22 protein-coding genes are annotated in these 19,708 nt (G+C 41.3%); 10 read left to right on the top strand and 12 right to left on the bottom strand.

Annotation, left to right across the window (positions count from 1 at the left end):
* Nucleotides 1-140: 140 nt before the first annotated feature.
* Both SPIRS_RS03360 and SPIRS_RS03355 read left to right on the top strand, forming a co-directional pair.
* Nucleotides 141-590, top strand: a complete 450-nt coding sequence (locus SPIRS_RS03360; RefSeq protein ID WP_013253267.1) for a VOC family protein — start codon at nt 141-143, stop codon at nt 588-590.
* Between the two features lie 106 nt (nt 591-696).
* Nucleotides 697-1,128, top strand: coding sequence for a GNAT family N-acetyltransferase (locus SPIRS_RS03355; RefSeq protein ID WP_013253266.1), 432 nt, complete (start codon nt 697-699; stop codon nt 1,126-1,128).
* 46 nt (nt 1,129-1,174) lie between these two features.
* On the opposite strand, the gene SPIRS_RS03350 is transcribed toward SPIRS_RS03355, so the two are convergent.
* Together SPIRS_RS03350 and SPIRS_RS03345 are read right to left on the bottom strand one after the other, a co-directional pair.
* On the bottom strand, nt 1,175-1,921 hold the full coding sequence (locus SPIRS_RS03350) for an alpha/beta fold hydrolase (RefSeq protein ID WP_013253265.1): 747 nt from the start codon (nt 1,919-1,921) through the stop codon (nt 1,175-1,177).
* 96 nt (nt 1,922-2,017) lie between these two features.
* A complete protein-coding gene (locus SPIRS_RS03345; protein WP_013253264.1) occupies nt 2,018-2,944 on the bottom strand; it encodes an alpha/beta hydrolase in 927 nt (308 codons plus the stop codon).
* 128 nt (nt 2,945-3,072) lie between these two features.
* Between SPIRS_RS03345 and SPIRS_RS03340 the strand changes: the two genes are divergently transcribed.
* Nucleotides 3,073-3,618 (top strand): TetR/AcrR family transcriptional regulator, encoded by a 546-nt coding sequence (locus SPIRS_RS03340; protein ID WP_013253263.1) that lies wholly within the window; start codon nt 3,073-3,075, stop codon nt 3,616-3,618.
* A 286-nt stretch (nt 3,619-3,904) separates the two neighbouring features.
* Here the strand turns inward: SPIRS_RS03340 and SPIRS_RS03335 are convergent, their stop codons facing one another.
* Together SPIRS_RS03335 and SPIRS_RS03330 are read right to left on the bottom strand one after the other, a co-directional pair.
* Nucleotides 3,905-5,107: an SUMF1/EgtB/PvdO family nonheme iron enzyme gene (locus SPIRS_RS03335; RefSeq protein ID WP_013253262.1), complete on the bottom strand. Its 1,203-nt coding sequence runs from the start codon at nt 5,105-5,107 to the stop codon at nt 3,905-3,907.
* Nucleotides 5,108-5,372: 265 nt separating this feature from the next.
* Nucleotides 5,373-6,119: a TetR/AcrR family transcriptional regulator gene (locus tag SPIRS_RS03330; protein ID WP_245537691.1), complete on the bottom strand. Its 747-nt coding sequence runs from the start codon at nt 6,117-6,119 to the stop codon at nt 5,373-5,375.
* Nucleotides 6,120-6,181: 62 nt separating this feature from the next.
* On the opposite strand from SPIRS_RS03330, the gene SPIRS_RS03325 reads away from it, so the two are divergent.
* The 4 genes from SPIRS_RS03325 (at nt 6,182) to SPIRS_RS03315 (ending at nt 7,638) form a co-directional block, all read left to right on the top strand.
* Complete coding sequence (locus SPIRS_RS03325; protein WP_245537690.1) at nt 6,182-6,448, top strand: antitoxin; 267 nt, start codon at nt 6,182-6,184, stop codon at nt 6,446-6,448.
* Nucleotides 6,449-6,548: 100 nt separating this feature from the next.
* A complete protein-coding gene (locus SPIRS_RS03320; RefSeq protein WP_013253259.1) occupies nt 6,549-6,857 on the top strand; it encodes a hypothetical protein in 309 nt (102 codons plus the stop codon).
* Entirely contained in the window at nt 6,803-6,958 is a 156-nt protein-coding gene (locus tag SPIRS_RS22330) for a type II toxin-antitoxin system VapC family toxin (protein ID WP_148224133.1), read from the top strand. The genes SPIRS_RS03320 and SPIRS_RS22330 overlap by 55 nt, the downstream gene beginning before the upstream one ends.
* A 65-nt stretch (nt 6,959-7,023) precedes the next feature.
* Nucleotides 7,024-7,638 carry a LysE family translocator gene (locus SPIRS_RS03315; RefSeq protein ID WP_013253258.1) on the top strand — a complete coding sequence of 205 codons (615 nt, stop codon included), beginning with the start codon at nt 7,024-7,026 and terminating at the stop codon, nt 7,636-7,638.
* Between the two features lie 53 nt (nt 7,639-7,691).
* On the opposite strand, the gene SPIRS_RS03310 is transcribed toward SPIRS_RS03315, so the two are convergent.
* Both SPIRS_RS03310 and SPIRS_RS03305 read right to left on the bottom strand, forming a co-directional pair.
* Nucleotides 7,692-9,653 (bottom strand): ATP-binding protein, encoded by a 1,962-nt coding sequence (locus tag SPIRS_RS03310; protein WP_245537689.1) that lies wholly within the window; start codon nt 9,651-9,653, stop codon nt 7,692-7,694.
* A gap of 205 nt (nt 9,654-9,858) precedes the next feature.
* Entirely contained in the window at nt 9,859-10,566 is a 708-nt protein-coding gene (locus SPIRS_RS03305; protein ID WP_245537688.1) for a response regulator transcription factor, read from the bottom strand.
* A 144-nt stretch (nt 10,567-10,710) separates the two neighbouring features.
* Here SPIRS_RS03305 and SPIRS_RS03300 point away from each other — a divergent pair, with 144 nt between their 5' ends.
* The 3 genes from SPIRS_RS03300 (at nt 10,711) to SPIRS_RS03290 (ending at nt 13,543) form a co-directional block, all read left to right on the top strand.
* Nucleotides 10,711-11,223, top strand: a complete 513-nt coding sequence (locus tag SPIRS_RS03300) for a tail fiber protein (protein WP_041865970.1) — start codon at nt 10,711-10,713, stop codon at nt 11,221-11,223.
* A gap of 75 nt (nt 11,224-11,298) precedes the next feature.
* Nucleotides 11,299-12,921, top strand: coding sequence for a hypothetical protein (locus SPIRS_RS03295; RefSeq protein ID WP_013253255.1), 1,623 nt, complete (start codon nt 11,299-11,301; stop codon nt 12,919-12,921).
* Complete coding sequence (locus SPIRS_RS03290) at nt 12,860-13,543, top strand: hypothetical protein (protein WP_148224025.1); 684 nt, start codon at nt 12,860-12,862, stop codon at nt 13,541-13,543. Before SPIRS_RS03295 ends, SPIRS_RS03290 begins: the two co-directional genes overlap by 62 nt.
* Nucleotides 13,544-13,545: 2 nt before the next feature.
* Here the strand turns inward: SPIRS_RS03290 and SPIRS_RS03285 are convergent, their stop codons facing one another.
* The 6 genes from SPIRS_RS03285 to SPIRS_RS03260 form a co-directional block, all read right to left on the bottom strand.
* A complete protein-coding gene (locus SPIRS_RS03285; protein WP_013253254.1) occupies nt 13,546-13,836 on the bottom strand; it encodes a DUF202 domain-containing protein in 291 nt (96 codons plus the stop codon).
* 19 nt (nt 13,837-13,855) lie between these two features.
* Entirely contained in the window at nt 13,856-15,040 is a 1,185-nt protein-coding gene (locus tag SPIRS_RS03280) for an anaerobic sulfatase maturase (RefSeq protein WP_013253253.1), read from the bottom strand.
* Nucleotides 15,041-15,042: 2 nt separating this feature from the next.
* Entirely contained in the window at nt 15,043-16,542 is a 1,500-nt protein-coding gene (locus SPIRS_RS03275; protein WP_013253252.1) for a tripartite tricarboxylate transporter permease, read from the bottom strand.
* 12 nt (nt 16,543-16,554) lie between these two features.
* Nucleotides 16,555-17,007, bottom strand: coding sequence for a tripartite tricarboxylate transporter TctB family protein (locus tag SPIRS_RS03270; RefSeq protein WP_013253251.1), 453 nt, complete (start codon nt 17,005-17,007; stop codon nt 16,555-16,557).
* Nucleotides 17,008-17,080: 73 nt separating this feature from the next.
* Nucleotides 17,081-18,052, bottom strand: a complete 972-nt coding sequence (locus tag SPIRS_RS03265; RefSeq protein ID WP_013253250.1) for a tripartite tricarboxylate transporter substrate binding protein — start codon at nt 18,050-18,052, stop codon at nt 17,081-17,083.
* Between the two features lie 31 nt (nt 18,053-18,083).
* Nucleotides 18,084-19,703: a sulfatase gene (locus tag SPIRS_RS03260; RefSeq protein WP_281046996.1), complete on the bottom strand. Its 1,620-nt coding sequence runs from the start codon at nt 19,701-19,703 to the stop codon at nt 18,084-18,086.
* Nucleotides 19,704-19,708: the final 5 nt, after the last annotated feature.

The following is a 19,708-nucleotide window of genomic DNA, read 5'->3' as shown; positions in this document are numbered from 1 at the left end:
AGTGTTAGGGAAATTGGTGGTACGATAACTACGCCCTGGTAGTATTCAACTTCCTTTCCGTGATAACATTTCTACTAAAGAAATGTTATCTGCACGAATTCTATGTTGATAAAGGGATTAGGTGTAGTATTGGATGGAACATGAAAACAAAATTCTCACACGTGAATATCATTAGCAATGACTGGAGAAAATTAGCTGACTTTTATATCAGAGTATTTGATTGCAAACCCAAACCACCAGAAAGAGATCTTTCAGGTGAATGGGTCGATACATTAACCGATTTATCAAATGCAAAGATAAAGGGAATGCATTTGCTTCTTCCCGGTTATGATATTGATGGGCCGACATTGGAGATTTTTGAATATAACGAGAATATACGTAATACCGGTAAAAAAATAAATGTAGAAGGTTTTGGACATATTGCCTTTGCAGTAGAAGATGTGGAACAAAAGTTAAATCTTTTATTGGAAAACGGGGGATCTGTAGTTGGGAAATTGATTGATGCAGAAATAGATGGGGTTGGAAAGATTACCGTAGTTTATGCAAAAGATCCAGAAGGCAATATTATTGAAATTCAAAAATGGGAATAAGAAAAGAATCAATATTCCATGAAGTTTTTGGTATAGAGTATAAGGATTACATTAAGCAATTTCAGGAGATGGTCCTTACTTCCTGTGAATACGTAGAGGGGATTATATGATCATACAAAAAATGGAAATAGATCATTATTCAGAAGTAAAAAGAATCTGGACAACAACTGATGGTATAGGCTTACGTTCAATTGATGATTCTAAAGCAGGAATTGAGAAATTCCTATTAAGAAATCCAAATACAAACTTTATATGTAAAATGGATAATAGTATTGTTGGAGTAATTCTTTCCGGACATGATGGAAGACGGGGGTATATTTATCATACAGCTGTCAAAGAAGAATTTAGAAAACAGGGAATCGGAAAAAAGCTTGTTGAAGAAGCACTATTGTCACTCAAAAATGAAGGGATAAACAAAGTCGCTTTGGTTGTTTTTAAGAATAATTCCGGTGGAAATAGTTTTTGGAAAGCATTGGGCTTTGAAGAAAGAAGCGATTTAATATACAGGAATCTGTCGTTACATGCTGAGAATATATAGCATTGTTAATGAATGCGGGCTATCGAAATAGCCCACAATTTTTCATCTATAATTTTAGGAGAAATTCATCAACTGTTTGAAAGAATTCCCTGGAATTTGTCCAAATTAGAGGATGATCTCCATGTAAAAATATCCTAACCTCACAATTGCTAATCCTCTTTCCTAATCCAGCAGCAATTTCCTTTACATTGGGAAGAAAACTATCTTTTTCAGAATATGTTAGCAAAACAGGACATTTAATATTTTCTGGTCGACCATTGATGCAAAATCCTCCTTCTTTAACAACCATTTCAATCATTTCAGTATCAGCATGTACAACATCCTGCCAATCTGAACCATGCATCGATGACCAGAATGTCTGCTGTTGTTCCGTGATATTAGCTCTTTCTTTTAACACATTGTTTTTATACATTTCTTCTGTGAAATGCAACGAGAAGCTATCTGCAACAACAGCTTTTACATAATCAGGATGATTTATAGCGACAGCAATTGCTATGATTGCACCACCGCTAATGCCAAGAAGAACAGCCTCTTTGTAATTCAAATGTTCAACTAATGCTGCCACTTGATGACTACTGTCCTCCCACCAGTCGCTATTCCATTGCTTAATTCTGTCAGATTTTCCTGTCCCCAGAAAATCTAAAGAAACAGTACAATACCTATCTGAAAAATAAGTCAACTCATTCTCATGTGCAGCAGATGTAGCTGTATTACCTGGTAGAATTATTAGAAGAGGACCTTCTCCTTTTACTGAATAGAATATTTTCTTCCCTTGAAAATTAAAATACGGCAAAATTGACTCCTTGTTATCGATATTTATTTGAAGAAATCAATTACTATTGTTGACATTAATTACTCCTTATAAAATTCAAGAATATGATGGTTTTATCTATAAATGCTGTTTTAAAAACTCGATACATGATCGTTCCATTTGTTTTAATCCTAGCTCCTCTATTGGGAAATGCCCAGCTCCATCCAAAATTACGGTTTGTTTTTTACATCCTAAACGATTGTAAAAAAGATTACTTAATTCAATATCTGTCCAATGGTCGTCTCCTGGATGTACCAAAAGAACGGGACAGCGATCAAAATTCTCAGGTTCGACTTCAATGACAGGATTGAGCATGGTGTGTATAAAAGATAGGGGGACCATAGCCCCTGATGATTTTTTATCCTCCATTAAAAGAGCAGCAAGTTCTTTGTTATTGACAATAGCTCTCATGTTTCCGATCCATTTCATGGGGATTTTTATATTTCCTGCAACACTTTGTACCATTGCGATAAAAGGTTTTGCAATCCTTCCAAAGAGAGGGTTACTGGCAGTATTCTTGGTAACTGTAATATTTCTCTGGTCAAGAATGCAGGTGACCATTAACCCATTAATATTCGCGCATTTATTTGCAATCTGATATGCCAACATCCCTCCCGCACTAAGCCCAAATAGAAAAAGCGGAAGGTTGGACATACTTTGATAGTAGTTTACAAGTTCTGTGCCACACGAGATCCACGTCTTATACGTTATTTTTTGTGAATAGTGTGTATATCCATAGAGAGGCAGATCCGGACAGATTACCTCAAATCCACTTTTCACTAAAGGCACGGCAATAAACGAAAGCAAACGCCCATTTCCCCCTACACCATGGAAAAGTACGATCTTCCCTTTAGGGTTGATAGCTTTGTAATGGTCAATATGTACGTTCATATCGGATATTGGTAAAAAATATTCTTCAGGATAGGTTGTTTCATCTATTCTATTATGTGCTGGTACATATGGCTGGACCTTTGCCCAAACTGAATCGTTCTTATAATTATCCATGTTGATTTTTATCCTTTATACAAAAGTGCCCCACTTGTGGCTCTTTTGATAGTATATTACAATAAATTGATCGTCAATAATGCCAGAACAAGTTCCACATATGGCGTTACGTGTGACAGGAGGTGCCTATGATAACTTCTAAAGATAATCCAACCGCTGTTAAATCAAAGCAGTGGATATTGACAGCATTACTTAATGTAATGGAGGAGAAGGACTTTGATACAATCACTGTCAAGGAGATAGCCGAGCGTGCTGGTCTTGATAGAAAAACTTTTTATCGTCACTTTCATTCAAAAGAAGAAGTATTGTATTTGCAACTTCAGGAATTATGTCAAATTTACATAGAAGAATTAAAGGAACTGCCTGAACTCTCAGCATATGTAATAACAAAATCCTATTTTTCAATTTGTGCACAATACTCACATTTTTTCATGTTATTAGAACGAAACGAGCTCCTTTCGTTAGTACTATTGAAATTTAATGAATACTTGCCGGCTTTAAATAATTTGTTCCTTGATAATCCTAGTTATCGAAATAAACCTAAGTATGAACTTATGTACCAGGCTGGAGGATTCTGGAACGTTACTAATCGTTGGATACGTGATGGAATGAAAGAATCTCCAGAAAAAATGGCTGAAATAGTCAGTGCAATAATGCCATCGCCGATAATGTAAAATAGTAACCACAAACATATTATCCCTTTCAAGATTGATCCATTACGGTCAGGAGGAGTTTATGTATTTGGGGGTTAAACATGAGTAGCGCTCAAAAGGTTTCGCACTTTCAGATTTGATCGTAAGTGGATCTTTAATTCTGCAGTAGCGTTACATTGAGCCATTGTTCTCACTCCTTCAGGATTTTGTATCACTACTAAATCCTTCGGAGGAAACAATGGCTCCTTTTACTTAGTCAAAATGCGAACCTTTTTGGACATGATCAAATTTTACGCGGATTGACTCATCAATACGCAGTCCTGCAAAGGCGGAAGCCAAAGGTACTGTAACGGGCAGAAGGTGTATAATTGTATCTGTTACCTACACGCATATACTCTTCTCCAAAACTCCAACTACCGCCACGAAGTATACGGCGAGTGCCGTTTTCCGGCCCTACTGGATCACTTTGAGAAATCGGTTTATAGGAGGCGATCCAGTCATAACACCATTCATTTATATTTCCGCTCATGTCATATAATCCAAGGGCATTTGCAGTTAAGCGTTTCACCTCATAACATTTTTCATGAGAATTCTCATTGAACCAGCCGTAATTCTCAATTTCAGGATTCGTATATTCCGGTCCTCCGCTAACATGATCTCCGCCGTTCCAAACAGAATTATCTGCATCTTTATAGCGGGCGGTGTATTCCCATTCCGCTTCGGTGGGCAAGCGGTAGCCTGTTTTACTCCAGTCCACGTAAACAGGAACATTATTTTTTGCATCCTCTTTGGTATAGGCCGTTTTTTTATCAGCATCGGAATAGTAGACCAGCTCAGTAGTAGCTATACTGTCATCGGCTTGGGTGAGAAGATTACAGAACGCCACAGCATCATACCAGTTTACATTGTAGGCAGGGTAACTATCCCCGTCACCAGGAACTTCTGCAGGGGCTGTTCCAGGCCAGGTTAGCCCCCAAACAGCCTCCCATAAACCTTGGGTTATCTCGGTCTCCCCCATCCAGAAGTCTTTGGTCAGAGTTATTTCCGGTGCGGGAGTCGTCATATCTTCACCCATGGTAAAGGTTCCCGAATGAACATAGTGCATATTAAAAGAGACAGTATTAGCAGTACGATTATCGGGAGTTGCAGCAGAGGGCTTATCAGCAAAGGTTGCCGTAATTGCTAGAGATTTTGCCGGCATGATAAACGTCGTTTTGCAATTTGTAGTAAAAATTGTATGGGGGGTAATTCCCGATTCTGAAGTACTAAAGCTTACTTTCCGAGTACTACTGTCCAATGTTGCTGATAGCGTTACTATTGTCCCTTCCGTAGCTTCGGATACGCTTGCTGTTACCTTTTCGCCATTGACTTCTCCAGTGGAATTGACTGTTATGGCATAGCGTTGTGGAGTGACGTCACCACTTGTATCCCCCCGATGGGTTGGAAGGGGGCAGCCTGCAGAAAGCAGTATTCCTGTTACTGCACTCATGGTTAATAAAAGCTTCTTCACGGTTTTGCCTCCGAAATAGTATATTTTATCCAGACATTTTTTCTGTCGAGATTTTGTACCGTTTATTTTTTCGGCTTATGCTCGAATTCCTAATTTTTATTTCCGTTTTTTATAAATACGTAAAACCCTTTGTGATCACATAATTCACGTGTAATGAAAAAACTCTTCTTTGGTTTCAAAGTGAAAGATCTTTATTCTCACTTCACTATTTGAATGAGAATGGTGTTCTGTCGCTCTACCTCCCTTTTTTTATATTCCTTTACAACTAATATTCAATAAATTTATCCCATCCTAAGAAATCAGTTATTTTTGGTAGAAAGGCAATTGCTTCATCAACTGTAAAATCGTTTATGAACATTTCAAAAAAAGGTGTCCAATGAGTAATAAAAAGAACATGGAATTCATTCTTGGATAGTTTTATTTTACACAATCCTCTATTTTCCAAATCTGTCATAAGCAGGTAGACGCCTTTCATGCTTTGTTCTATGAAATCGTGCACAAAATTAGAATAGGCCGTTCCATCAGCTTTTGTGAGCAATATTTTTACAGCATCCTGTTCTTTATATATCTCCTTAATCCACTGTCTTGCTCTCTCGAAATATATTTCTTCAATCCAATTTTTTGCTTTATCGAAATAATCAATACGGTTTTTATGTGAGGCATTTGTCTCTGTTCTCTCCTTGTTTAATTCAAGGGTTCCATTCAGTATGCTTTCAAAAATATTGAGTGCGGGTTTCACAACATTAGCAAATAATACTTCTTTTCCATCGTATCGTTTATAAACTGCTCCGGTGGTTACGCCGGCATTTCGGCAAATTTTTCTAAGGGAAGAGAATATAAAGCCTTTTTCCAGAAATTCTTTCTTTGCACTTTGGATGATTTTAAGATCCAAGCTTGTATCTCTTGATGACATTACAAAGCTCCTATAACTGATAACATTGTTATCGATAACGATGTTATCAGTTATCTTTCTTTTTGTCAATATAGTTTCCCTGTTTTCTAATAATGTCATTATGTACTACAGAGAAAAGAATTATACCGTAATATCTATATCCCCAAACAGAAGGTAGCTTGATGAAGCAAGATTCAAACTTTGTATACCTACCTACATTCCGCGAATATACGACGTTGCCGATGCAAACAGCAAAAATTTTTCAGAATGTTAGATATCAAGCAGTACGTTTACCCAAAGAGTATCAGGTTAAAGGAAATGAAGTGTATATCCAAAAACACGGTGATGCTGTCTTATTATTTCCACCTGAAAAAATTGGGGAACTATTTGTTGAAGGTATCAACGAATTCTCTGATGATTTTATGTCTACAGGAAGGGAAAGTCTTTAATGTATGTATACACATAGCAGGCAGTTTTTCACGATCATTGTCCCAATAAATATTAATTTTATCATAAAACAAGTATATTATATAATATAAGAAGCTTTATATGCCTCAACTATCACTTTATATTGATAAAACCACGCTGCAAAAAATCGAAGCGGCCGCGAAATTAGAGCATCTTTCCATTTCTAAGTATGTTGTTAAGAAATTGAATGAATCGATGTTTAATGCATGGCCAGAAAATTATGAAAATCTCTATGGGTCTATTGATGATGATAGTTTCACCCTAGTCAAAATCGAAGATTTTTCCAATGATGCAGAACGAGATTTGATGATAATGCGACAAAAACATATGCAAAGATTCGATCAGAACTTGAAAAATCGGGAAAGATTATTGGGCCAAATGATCTATTGATAGCATCAACCGTTTTAGAACATGATGGAGTTTTAGTAACACACAATAGCAAAGAGTTTGAGAGGGTGGAGAATTTACATATTGAAGATTGGGTGCATTAACTCTAAAATAACACGAGAAGTTAAACTACCGTAGTTTCTATCAATAAAAACACAGGAGAAATCATGTGATCAGTTTGGGGTTTATCGTAACATCATTAATAGTAGTGTTAGTACCAGGAACCGGGGTGATATATACTGTATCAACTGGAATAGCAGGAAGTAAGAGAAACAGTATCGCAGCGGCCATCGGATGTACATTGGGTATACTTCCACATTTAGCTGTGGGAATTTTGGGAATCTCGGCAGTTTTGCAGGCAAGTGCCCAAATATTCAAAGTCATAAAAATTATTGGGACTCTGTATCTACTTTACCTCGGTTATGGATTACTATCCTCGAAACAGAAAATAGAAATTAATGGAGGAGAAAAAACGGAACATGATGGAAAGATTATTGTGAAAGGCATTTTGCTCAATCTACTCAACCCCAAATTAACGTTGTTCTTTTTCTCCTTTCTACCGCAATTTATTACAAATCCGAACGCAAACTACTTCTCTCAAATGCTTTTGCTAAGCAGTATATTCATGGGATTAACGTTAGTCATCTTCGCCCTCTATGGAATACTGGCACATTACTGTAAGCAGTTGTTCTTAAATTCACCTAAAATCACACGACGTATACAACGCGGCTTTGGTCTTATTTTGGTTGGGTTTGCGGCAAAATTAGCTTTTAGCGAAGATTAAGCTTTGAGGGGAATTACCGTGTTTTGTTTCGGGGTTGACGTGTAAGGTTAATACTATGCCGATACAGACGATACCCTCTTGAGGGCTTCTACCGTCTCTTCCAGGCTTCTCACCAGCCGGCTGTAATCAGATGCCGGCCTGTCGACCTCATGCGCATCCAAAGCCTTCCCCACACGCAGCAGCCGGTAGTTTCCGGCAACGCCTTTTAGCTGATGAAGAATATCCGCCATTTCACCACAATCTCCGGGGTTCCCGATTCGATCAACTCCGCTTTCCAATGCCTTAACACAGGATTGTATCACATCGATAAACACCTTATGCCCCAGGTCCCTTTTCAACTCATCCATAAACCCTTCATCGAAGAGAGCCTCAAGGCCGTCGTCCCCTTCTTGGATGGTCGGGCCCGCAGCATGCCAGGTCGCGCTCGTTGTCTGTCCATCCGAGCCCACCAGCCTCAGGGCGTTGCTCAACTGGAATATATCCACCGGCTTCGGAATAAAACCGGTGAATCCGGCGCTTCGGTATTCTGATACGACCTCCTCACGGGTGTCGGCAGTCATAAGAAAAGCGGGGATTTCCGGATGCGTCATCCTGATTTCCCGAAGCGTCTCCATTCCGTTCTGTCCGGGCATGTGCAGATCAATAATGACGACATCAAAATCACCGCATCGGCTCTGCGCTATTCCCTGCCTGCTTCCCCGTGCGAACACGACGTGTTGTTTGAGAAGGCTCAGCAATCCACCGACGATTTTCAAATTTGCCTCGGTATCATCAATGAGCAGTATGCTATATTCAGCAATTTCCAGCCGCTCTTCTTCCATACCGGTAGCGGTGTCGATAATGAGTGGAAGGGTGAAGCCGAAGAGGCTGCCGGAGCCCTCCTTGCTGCTAATCTCCAGGCTGCTGCCCATGGCATGCAGCAGCTCACTGCTGATGGTCAGCCCCAGGCCGCTTCCGCCGTAGGCCCTTGTCGAAGCATCTTCAACCTGGACAAAGGGCTTTACGATATCCTCGATATGATGCGTAGCGATACCGATACCGGTGTCTTGTACCTCAAATCTGATGAGGGCCGACGATTCCTTTCTCTCCAGCATATCAGCGTGCAGTGAAACAGAACCCTTACCGGTAAATTTCACGGCATTATTGAGCAGATTACACAGCACCTGGCGCAGCCTCAGGGCATCGCCCTTCACATATGCAACAGGAAGACAGTTGCAGGAACAAGAAAACCTCAACCCTTTTTCTTTTGCAACAGGCGAATAGAGCGCATCAATCTCCCTCATCAATTCGTTCAGCGAAAATCGCTCATTTCTCAGCTGCAGCTTATGTCGCTCGATATGAGTAAAGTCCAGAACATCCTGGATTAAAACCGTTAACAGTTCTCCCGAGTTCCTGATAATTGCGACCGTCTCTTTTTGCTTTGCAGCAAGTCTGGTATTCTCCAGTATCCGGATTCCTCCCAGAATGACATTCAGCGGGGTACACATCTCGTGGTTCATCATCGCAAGAAAGCGCCCCTTTGCCTTGTTCGCCTCTTCCGCCAGAAGCTTCGCATCCCGGGCTTCCTGTTCCGCTTTTTTTACTTGAATCGTGTGGTGATACTCTTCACGCTTTGATGTATTGGCGTTCAAAACTATTGCATAGCCGAGGGCATTGGTTATGAGAAAATAGATCGAGGTTGTAAACAGATCGGAAGAAGTCGCAATGCCGGTCGAATGAACAGAGATGATGAACATCATCGATATCACGATGCTTGTGCATACGGTTATTTTGATCTTGTTGGGGATAACGATATAGAAAATCAGTATATAAAATACCAGATATGATGTTCCGACGTCGTAGAATTTGTGTATTGATAACAGATAAACATACTGGTCCGCCGATTCAAGTCCGCCTATGGAGAGTTCGGCCACGATTATCAAAACACGAAGGAAGAGGGAGAATCCACGGCTTTTTCTGACGACAAGGGCAGTGAACAAGAGCAATCCGGCAACCATTCTTGTAAGCGGGACCATCAGAGTCCGGTATTCCGGATGAACCTCTGGGCGTGGGATACAACTTGCAAAAACATAGGTGAGGCTGCTCAAACATACTGCAATAAAAAGTCGTCTGGACAGCACAGGCCATGATAGGTCAATAAAGGCTTTTTCCGTCTCACGGCAGGAAAATTCTCCGGTACATCTTTCTATTTTGTATAGTGAATCCATAGTCGTTTTTGAACTATCGCAAGGCAGCGGTATTTACGCGATACCCGAATTCCTTCACCGTCTCAATGATTTCCGGGTCCTCCGGTTGCAGGGGGAATTTTTTTCGCAACCGGGAAATCAGTACATCTATGGTTCTGTCTCCAGGATATGCCTTTCTGTGAAAAGCGATATCCAGAAGCTGATCCCTGCTCAGAATCCTGCCTCGTCCCTCCAGAAGGGCAGCCATAATAGTGTACTCTCCGGCTGTCAATTTTATTTCCTTTCCGCCCTTATCGAAAAAACAACACAATGTTTCGTTGAAAGAGAAATCATTTATCCATATTGCTTGTAAAGAGGTTCTTCTCTCCTCACGCTTATACGCAAGCAAATTGCGTATACGGATCACCAGTTCCCTGGGATGATACGGCTTACAGATATAATCATCTGCGCCCAGTTCCAGGCCGGCCACACGATCGGTCAACGTGTCCCTGGAGCTCACGATGATGAGGGGGATCTTATGCACCAAGCGTATCGTACGAACAAGCTGTAATCCGTCGCCATCGGGAAGATTAAGATCCAGAAGAATAATATCCGGAACTTCCGCTTTCATCAGGGAATGAAAGGTCTTGATACAATCGGCAAGCAGGACCTTGTACTGTTCCCTCTCTAAATAGGCGGCAAGCAGCGTATATTGGGCAGGATTATCTTCAAGAAGCAACACGAAAACATCTTCATTTTTCATGATGCTAATCATTATTTTTCGCCGTATCATCATTGTCAATGACAATGATCTTTTTTGTTTACATACGGTTTACCTTGCATTCTTCCGCTGTTTACACTGGGCAGCTATCATTCCTCTATCAGAAACAATGCAAAGGAGTATGCAATGGAAAAAAACGTAGGAGACATCAACATAACGTATGGTGTTCCCATGGGAACGATTGTGGCATTTGCGCTGGCCGAAGAAAATATACCAAAAGACTGGCTTCTCTGTGACGGAGGGAGCATACCAGATGTGTATAGCAACCTGAAAACCTTATTAGGGAATCAGAATACTCCCAATTTAGCCGGAAGAACATTGATCGGCTCCGGGACGTTTGGCACAACAGGCACTACCTATAACGGAGGAGATTCAGGAGGGGAAGAGAAACACTGTCTTACGGTAGGAGAAATGCCGAAGCACCAGCATTATGGCTTTGGTGAAGCGTATAAAAATTGGCCGTTTGGAACTACAGGAGATAAAGGCCAAAAGGGTACTGCGGGTGGTGAAGACAGTGACAACTATTTTTACAACACATCCCCTAGCGGAGGAGATAGCCCGCACAACAATATGCCGCCGTACTACGTGGTACATTACATCATCTATGCGGGACCAGCGCAGGAAGATATCCTTCGGTAAACAAATTAGCTATCCTCGAATGAGTGAATTTTTTCGAGGGTAACAGATGAGAATTTCATGTAAAGGGATGCGTACATGTTTAGAAAAAACGATCCGTATTTATGTAGTCGATCATCTATTCTCATACAAGGAAGCGATACTGAAATTGGCAATCTCTTCACAGAATATCGGGTTTCTTCGTATGATGATGTTCAAGTCTCAGGAGAGGCATCGATTAAGAAAGCAAAAAGCCGAAAATACCTGCTCCATTGCACGCAAAGAATCAGCTTTTACAACAGTAACGGTACTATCTTACAGGTTGATGAAAATGACAAAACAAATGCATATGAGAACTACCCTGCTCTCTTTCAGGCTTTTTTTTCCATAGATGCCCCAGAAGGAATAGATGCTCAGGTAGTAGATTATTCCCCAAAAACGGTAAACACTCAAATACAATCTTCAGGAACAAACACCACATCGGCCGGAGAAACGAGCGGAAGCTCTCAGAACAGCACAGTGGGATCTTCGACTTCGGAAACAAACAGTTATTCGGCATCCATCTCAGCAGGTTTTACCGAGATGAATGACAGCGCGAGCATACATAGAGAGCATTCATCATCATTTTCATCCGAGAAGTCACAAACAGTAGGATCGGAAGCCTCGAGGAGCAAAAGCAATGATCTATCGGATTCTGCATCTATGAGTATTAAAGATTGGGGGGCTTATGCATATGTTGATCCCCATGCAAATTCTCCCAAGTGGATCTTTGGACAGGAATATCCCTGGGATGCCATAGTATGCAATAAAACCGATGGCACGCATAATGACAAGAATCCAAATCAATTACGCATATTGATTCCATCTAGTATGGCTTCAAGACTTTATGATTCGCATTCATTGTATCCTCCCAGCCAATTATCGTTGTTCGGAAGTGATTTTGTCATGAAAGCGGTATGGCTGATCAGCATAGATGACGGCACATCCGAAGAAATAACGATAGATAATACCATTTTCTATTATACAGCGAGTCATGCTCTCGCAGACAATGCGGTTGCAGTGTACAGGGATCAATTTCCTGTCCAGCTAAAGGTAAAGGGTTCTGATCCATCAAAGACAACGATACATCTATCGATACTGGCTTTAGATCCCATAGGGATGGAAAACAAACTATCAGTTATAGGCTTTATCCCTAAGAATTTTGTGATCCTGCCCCAACAGTCGGACGGAAATAATCCACCAATTGCCTTTAAAACTATTTCCCAAACAAATACCTTACTGATACAAGATACAACACAATATCCGGAGAAATGTGATACAGGAGCCGGATTTTGTGCCGCTGAAACGGTGCTTTCTGCGAATCTGACAAAGGTATGCCAGTCTCTTGCCATGACACTATATTTCAAAGTAGTAGATACCTCCAATGACTATGCGCTACTGATAAAACATTGGAAGAAGCCGGGTACAGGTGTTCGCCTGACCATTGTCGTTAACGAAGACACTGCAAATCCCATTGTAAAGTATGTTGATTCCGAAGAGGCGGAAGGAGGTGAGAATAATGTATTGAGGATTGATCTTCGGTATCAAAATTTTTCTTCAATTGATTATAGCGATTTTCTACAATTGGGGCTTAATGCCATTCACATAACAATAGAAGCCATTGAGAGCGATTTTTCGATTTGTTGCTATGAAATCAGGGCACTTTCAATTGAAAAGGTATAAACCTTGTTCTCTTAGAAAAAAGACAAAACTTTCCGCGGGCGATTATAGAAGTCGTAGAAAGGAACAGCGCCGATTATCAAAGAAATACAGCGTAAAGGTAACCGGGGCAACACATGAGGCAGAACATGTCATTGGGTTTAGTGTTTTAGCAGGAGAGCATGTCAAAAGATCGGAAAATGCTTTTGCGAGAAGCTTAGAAAACAACGCCCCTGCATACCAGGAGGAAAAGGGTTATCACAGGAAACATATTGGCACCGGTAATAAGGGGCGGGACATTACAGGCTTTTCTTCAGGAAGTTATAGAAGCTCTTGCCGTTCATTATTGGAACAAGGTGACGTAAGTTCGGTAGTGCAATTAAACCAGTTGGGATATGCCTTTCAATTCAGGGAAGCGGAACGATCTCTCTTGTCCCATGAAAGCAGAGAAAGCCTGCAGTCCGATAACTCGTTTCGCTATATGGTAGAAAACATGTTCGCCGTTGATTATGCAGTAGATGGGGCAAGCACGGTTCGTATTCCTGTAGACGATATTGACAGACTGGAAATGATGTTATCCAGAGAAGCCGCCAGAACAGGGGTGTGGCCTGCAGAGGAAATTTATAGGATGCGAGACGCTTTATAATATTAATACGCTATGTGCGCAAGCTTTTTTCGTATGTGGCAAAATCGTATCACCCCTGTAAGCAATATCACGATGGATACCGGTATCAGTATGAAGCCGGCAAAAACCACCAGCTTCATATCCGAAAAGGTAACAAAGGATACGCCTGTTACAAGAAGGCTCAAGGCTGTACGTATGTATGCAAGAAAGGTCCGTTCATTCGCGAGTACGGTTCTATCTGCAGCAAGAAAATCTCGTAAGATTAAGTCATCCTTTTGCTGGGTATATACCCTTTTTGTGTTATTGGTGATCATGTTCATCCTTATTGTCCGATCAATCATTGTTGCTGTTAAGAAATTGGATGTAGTCCTTTGCCTCTTTCCGATTTCGGAGTGCTACTGCCATAGCGCTAAAATAGGGACGTGTATGTGCATAAAAGGCCCGATATCCGTCACATAAATAGTTGGAAGGTTTTTTCGAGGAAGGAGAAGACCGTTCACGTCGATTCCTCAAACATCCTCCAAAACAGAGAGGCAAAAACTCGCATTCTTTGCATCCCATAGAGAGGTTGTCGATCTTACTCCTTCCAAACCGTATCTGTTTTTCCGAATTCAGCATTGAAACAATCGATTCTTTCGTAATGTTTCCAAGCTCATGATCATGGTCCACAAAATGATCACAGCTATATATTTTTCCATTATGCTCAAGAACAATTGCCCTTCCGCAAAGAGGAGCATGAACACAGAGAGTAGCAGGATAATTCATGTAGCGAGCTAACAGCATATCAAAGTGCTGGACAAAAACCTTTCCGATATCCCTTTCTTTCCAGAGATCAAAGACATGGCATAAGAAGCTCCCCCACTGTTCGGCACCAACAGAATAGGGACAGTCGCATGTACCGTTAGCTTTGCCAATTGGAATAAACTGAATATAGGTTGCCCCAATTGATGTAAGAAACGCATAGACCTCATGAGGATGCTCACTGTTGTGGCTATTAACCGATGTCAGTATATTTACGTCGACACCTTCATCTTTTAAATATTCATAGCCCTTCATGACGCGGGAAAAACTTCCATTTCCCGAACGATCTTTTCGAAATTTATCATGTAGTTCTTCGCTGCCGTCTATGCTGATCCCAACCAAGAACGAATGCTCTTTAAAAAATCGTGCAAACTCCTTTGTCACAAGGGTCCCGTTTGTCTGTAATGAGTTAGATATTCTAACGCCGGGAGGGGCATATGTTTTTTGCAGGCGTACTACCTTTCTAAAGAAATCTATGCCTAAAAGTAAGGGTTCACCGCCTTGCCATGAGAAGATGATTTCTCCAATACCGGAAGGTTGAGACTCGATATACTGCTTTATAGAAATTTCAAGTAATTCATCACTCATAGGAGACGGCGACTGTCGGCCTTCTGATACAATTTTATATTTATCAATATAAAAACAGTAATCACAGCGAAGATTACATGCCGATCCGATTGGTTTGATTAGGAGATTAAAAGGAACAGACGATTTCATGATTATACCCGCATGCTGTTTTTCTTCTTTACGTTCTTGACAATTACCATGACAAGGGAAAAGAGTAATATTGCTATAAAAAAAGCACTGATCGGACGACGAAAGAAAATTGTAATATCGTTGTGCGATATTAGGAGAGATCTCCTAAGGTTCGACTCCGCCAATGGCCCAAGGACAAGCCCAAGTAAGACCGGAATGACGGAAAAATCGAAACGTATTAAAAGGTACGAGACGAAACCTACGATTACAGAAACCAAAACATCGAAGAAAGAATTATTTATGGAATATGCCCCGGTCAGACACAAAAGGACGATAATCGGGGTCAGAATTTCCGTAGGGATTAAAGCAACTTTCGCAAAAAACTTAGCAAGGAAATTACCTTGCAGGAACATGAATACATTTGTAAAAATTAATCCGACCATAATGGCATAAATAGTGACCGTATGTTCCACAAACAGGTTCGGCCCGGGAATCAGTCCGTTCACCATGAAAGCACCAACCAGGATGGCCACAACAGCATCACCTGGGATGCCAAGCGTCAAAAGCGGTATAAGCGTGGCTCCCGTAACCGCATTATTGGCAGATTCCGCAGCGGCGATCCCCTCGATCGATCCTTTACCAAACTCTTCGGGATGCTTCGATCTTTTTCTTGCCTGATCGTAGCTGAAGAACGATGCCATCGATGCCCCCGTTCCCGGTATCGCACCGATGATAATGCCTATCAAAGAGGAACGGGAAATAGGCCTAACCATCCGCTTGAAATCACGGAACGTAACATCCTCACCTTTATTCATTTTCGCAAGATCGATTTTATGCTTGGCTGCCTCTTTTTTAAAACCTGCCTTCATGATGGTTTCCGATATCGCAAATAGACCTGTCACGATGATAACAAGATCAAAGCCGCCAAAAAGATTGTAATTTCCAAAGGTAAATCGAAAGGTGCCGCTCATAATATCGATACCCACGGTCGCAAGAAATAAACCGATACAGCTTGAAATAATCCCCTTTGAAAGATCCGTACCGCTAACACCTGCCACGATTGAAAGTCCAAAGAGGCATAAGATAAAATACTCGGGTGGGCCAAAATGCAGTGCCACCTTAGCGATAAAGGGGGATATAAAAAGGAGGGCAATGGCACTTACCAATCCCCCAATAGTTGATGCTATCAGTGCGGTTTTCAGCGCCTTTTTGGCAAAACCCTTTGCGGCGAGAGGTGCGCCATCCAATAAAGTCGCCGCTGCATGAGGAGTTCCCGGAGCTTTAATCATAATCGCAGAAATTGATCCACCGTAGCTTCCTGCACAATAAATTCCAAGCAGAAACATGAAAGAGGGAATAGGGTCAAGTCCGTAGGTAAAAGGGAGGAAAAGAACGATGCATAACAAAACGGTTAAGCCGGGAATAGCACCAAAAATTATTCCTAATAATATACCAAGATTCATATACAGAAAACTGGAAAGATGAAAGAAATTGTAAAATCCGTCGACAATATTTCCAAGCATTTACTGTACTCCTCACATCAACTGTATATGCAAAACAGATGTAAATATTATATATACGGAAATACATGAAAGGAGACCGATAAGGTAGTATTTCCACTCCTTTGAATGAAAGAACACAAGAAAGGCAGCGAACATGAGAATCGAGCTGAACAGAAATCCGATAAGCGGCATAAGTGCTACATATGCAAGAAGGATAAAAAATATGATGATCGCCTTGCCTTCAACCACTAAATCGAATTCTTTCTCTTTTGTTGGTTGTTTTCTTATGATCTTTACAAGATCGACGACAATAAGCTTGATGCTCATTGCCATGATCACAAATGCGAGGAGATAGGGAAACGTCCTCGAGTTAATGAAACTATCGTCAATGACCTCAATTTGTCGAGGTATCATGTATAAAAGAAAAAACGATACGAGAAAGAAAAAAATTCCGCTTACAAAGTTACTCTTTACCGAGACTTTCATGTACGCCCTCTCTCTGTAAAAACTCATTCCGGATCGTGTATATCGTTTTCACGGTACGATCCGGAACGGCATCCTACTTATTGCCGTAAACTGTCTTATAATACGATTTTGCTTTTGTTATCGCATTATCGATATGTGCTTCGATCTCATCACGTGTTGAGGGTTTGATAACAAGGTTAAGCTTTTTGGTTAATGCAATAAAATCCGGCTCTTGATATATAGCGGCAATTTTTTCATGAACTAGTTGGATGATTTCGGGGTCGGTACCAGCCGGCATCAGGAAAAAATTGTGATTAGGGAATACAATATCGTATCCAAAATCGGTTATCGGCGGAATATCGTAAAATTCATCCTTCCATGGTTTGTCGTCAAATACCGCAAGTGCATGTATTTTTCCTGCCTTGGCATTTTCTTTTGCAAGCGCAGGGTGGGTAACACCAACATCAACATCACCTGCAAGTACCGCGGCAAGCTGTTCCGGGGCACCACCATAGGGTACGGCCTTATACTGTATTCCCGCCTCATCACAGAATGCGCCGACAAACAAAAGATTATCTCCCGTGATTGCGATTGTTATGGCGTGATCCTTACCATAGGAAACAAGATCATCAAGCGTTTTTAATCCGCTATCGGAACTTGTGACAAGTGCAAAAGCCGAATACGTATTTCCAATGACCGGAATATAGTTATCCCAGCTGTATGCGACTTTGTTTGTAAGAGGCGTAATGGCAAAAAGCCCCTCGCTGGCCATGATTAACTGCGGTTCATTGGCCTTGTGTTTCATGAACTCAGTTATTGCAACGGCTCCGCCGGCACCGGTTCTGACCACCGGTACGATAGGAACGCCAAAATACTTGTCGCCATATTCCGCCATAGCCCTGATAGACATATCGGCTATGCCCCCTGCACTCCAGGGGCAGGTGATCGTTATCGGATCTCCCGGCCAATTCTCCGTTCCAATGGTACCTGCCTCCTTATTGCCCTCGGCCCAGAGTCCCAAAGACACAGCAGTAAAGAGGAGCAATAAAACTGCTTTCTTACCCATATTTATCTCCTTCAAAATATTGTTATAGGGCTTACCCTATTCGAAAGCGTTTATATGTTTCCGGTGCAGCATCCGCTTTTTTCATTTCGTTGATAATGATCTGTTTCATTCTTTTTTCTATTGCAGGATCGGATATCGGATTATTCTGTCCGGGATCACTGACAAGATCAAATAAAACGGTCTTTGTGTCCTGGAAGCTACCTAAAAAACCCTCCCTATCCAGAGGGATGCGTTTCGAATCGTCACGAGCCTTTATTTTGAGTGTTTTAACACCCTGTGTGAAATCGAAGGGAGGAGCAAGTTCCATGTCCGTTAATTCCGCTATACTCATCTGGTTTCGCAAATGCTCGGGCATCAAGGTATATTCATACAAGTTGTTCGAGCTACTCAAATCCTCCGGATAAAGATAGTAGGCATACCTACCGTCGGTAGCGCCGATTGCGCCTCCGAAAATACCGAAAATGACACCACGATCATCCTTGTTGTCGGACGAGAGCAGGGGCAATAGGCTTTGCCCGGTTGCCTCTTTGGGCTTTGAATCCCCGAAGGCATCAAAAATGGTCGGCGCAAAATCCGTTGCATGTGTCAGCGAGGTCCTTCTTTCGCCGCCCTTATCAGCGTAATCGGGATGATAAATCATAAGGGGTAAATGGCTGATCTCTTCGTAATATGGCTGGCGATTTTTTCCCCACCAATCGTGTTCACTCAATAAAATTCCATGATCGGTGGTAAAAATGAGCATGGTATTTTCCCACAGGCGATACTGGTCCATATACTGCAAAAGCCGGCCAAAGTACTCATCACACATAGTCAAAAGAGCACTGTAATTCTTTATTAGTTTTTCAGCATTTTCTTTACTTTCAAACACCCTTCGATAAAAAGGCCAGTCGGTAACGAGGCCATCGTTAACATCATACATTTCCCGAAATCGTTCCGCAGCATAATAGGGTTCATGTGGATCAAAACATTCAAGCTGTAAAAACCAATTATCTGCGTTGTGATTTCTATCAAGAAAAGTGAAAGCGGCTTCATAACATTTTACAAGTGACATATCTTTCTCGGCAGTCATGCTTTTTTCCCTATTTTTGATATGTTGCTCACGAAGAAAAGGGAGGTCAAGTTTTTCGTCACCAACCGGATAATACGTAGGATTATAAAAATCATCATATTGCTTATAGTCGAAGTCCACAATTCCGGTACACGGGTCTCCCTCCTGGCCACGCATAAATTCCCATGAATCGAATGACGAATGATAGCCGCTTCCTCCGTAGGTAAAATAATGGGGATGATCGGTAATTAAATGAGAATAGACCCCCTTGCTTTTACGCAATTCTTTTGTGAGCGGCCTGTCGAACGGTTCAAGACACCCCCAACTTGCATGAAGGAAATTAGGACGACCGGTAAGGAAATCCCGTCGCGCCGGCATACAGGGCATACTACAGGCATAATGCGTATCAAATGTCACAGCCTTTTTCGAAAATTTGTCTATATTAGGGGTGCTTATATTTCCGCCATAAGCACCGATACCTTTTCTTATGAGTGAATCAAACATGACAAAAATGACATTCAAAATTTTCCTCCCGGACGAAATGTTATGGTAGAATGAATTATAAATCTGAATATTTTTCCGGTCTAATACCTTTTGGATCACGTTTT

The sequence above is a fragment of the Sediminispirochaeta smaragdinae DSM 11293 genome, assembly GCF_000143985.1.
GTDB lineage: Bacteria > Spirochaetota > Spirochaetia > DSM-16054 > Sediminispirochaetaceae > Sediminispirochaeta > Sediminispirochaeta smaragdinae.
Note: the sequence above shows the minus strand (reverse complement) of the source record. Positions and strands in the feature narration are given on the sequence as shown.

What these genes read in the sequence shown, in the direction of transcription:
- SPIRS_RS03310 (WP_245537689.1), bottom strand. Translation starts at nt 9,653, where the DNA reads ATGGTCCCGCTTACAAGAATGGTTGCCGGATTGCTCTTGTTCACTGCC.
- SPIRS_RS03265 (WP_013253250.1), bottom strand. Translation starts at nt 18,052, where the DNA reads ATGGGTAAGAAAGCAGTTTTATTGCTCCTCTTTACTGCTGTGTCTTTG.
- SPIRS_RS03330 (WP_245537691.1), bottom strand. Translation starts at nt 6,119, where the DNA reads ATGACATTATTAGAAAACAGGGAAACTATATTGACAAAAAGAAAGATA.
- SPIRS_RS03305 (WP_245537688.1), bottom strand. Translation starts at nt 10,566, where the DNA reads ATGAAAAATGAAGATGTTTTCGTGTTGCTTCTTGAAGATAATCCTGCC.
- SPIRS_RS03320 (WP_013253259.1), top strand. Translation starts at nt 6,549, where the DNA reads ATGCCTCAACTATCACTTTATATTGATAAAACCACGCTGCAAAAAATC.
- SPIRS_RS03355 (WP_013253266.1), top strand. Translation starts at nt 697, where the DNA reads ATGATCATACAAAAAATGGAAATAGATCATTATTCAGAAGTAAAAAGA.
- SPIRS_RS03325 (WP_245537690.1), top strand. Translation starts at nt 6,182, where the DNA reads ATGAAGCAAGATTCAAACTTTGTATACCTACCTACATTCCGCGAATAT.
- SPIRS_RS03360 (WP_013253267.1), top strand. Translation starts at nt 141, where the DNA reads ATGAAAACAAAATTCTCACACGTGAATATCATTAGCAATGACTGGAGA.
- SPIRS_RS03275 (WP_013253252.1), bottom strand. Translation starts at nt 16,542, where the DNA reads ATGCTTGGAAATATTGTCGACGGATTTTACAATTTCTTTCATCTTTCC.
- SPIRS_RS03280 (WP_013253253.1), bottom strand. Translation starts at nt 15,040, where the DNA reads ATGAAATCGTCTGTTCCTTTTAATCTCCTAATCAAACCAATCGGATCG.
- SPIRS_RS03270 (WP_013253251.1), bottom strand. Translation starts at nt 17,007, where the DNA reads ATGAAAGTCTCGGTAAAGAGTAACTTTGTAAGCGGAATTTTTTTCTTT.
- SPIRS_RS03300 (WP_041865970.1), top strand. Translation starts at nt 10,711, where the DNA reads ATGGAAAAAAACGTAGGAGACATCAACATAACGTATGGTGTTCCCATG.
- SPIRS_RS03295 (WP_013253255.1), top strand. Translation starts at nt 11,299, where the DNA reads ATGTTTAGAAAAAACGATCCGTATTTATGTAGTCGATCATCTATTCTC.
- SPIRS_RS03285 (WP_013253254.1), bottom strand. Translation starts at nt 13,836, where the DNA reads ATGATCACCAATAACACAAAAAGGGTATATACCCAGCAAAAGGATGAC.
- SPIRS_RS03345 (WP_013253264.1), bottom strand. Translation starts at nt 2,944, where the DNA reads ATGGATAATTATAAGAACGATTCAGTTTGGGCAAAGGTCCAGCCATAT.
- SPIRS_RS03340 (WP_013253263.1), top strand. Translation starts at nt 3,073, where the DNA reads ATGATAACTTCTAAAGATAATCCAACCGCTGTTAAATCAAAGCAGTGG.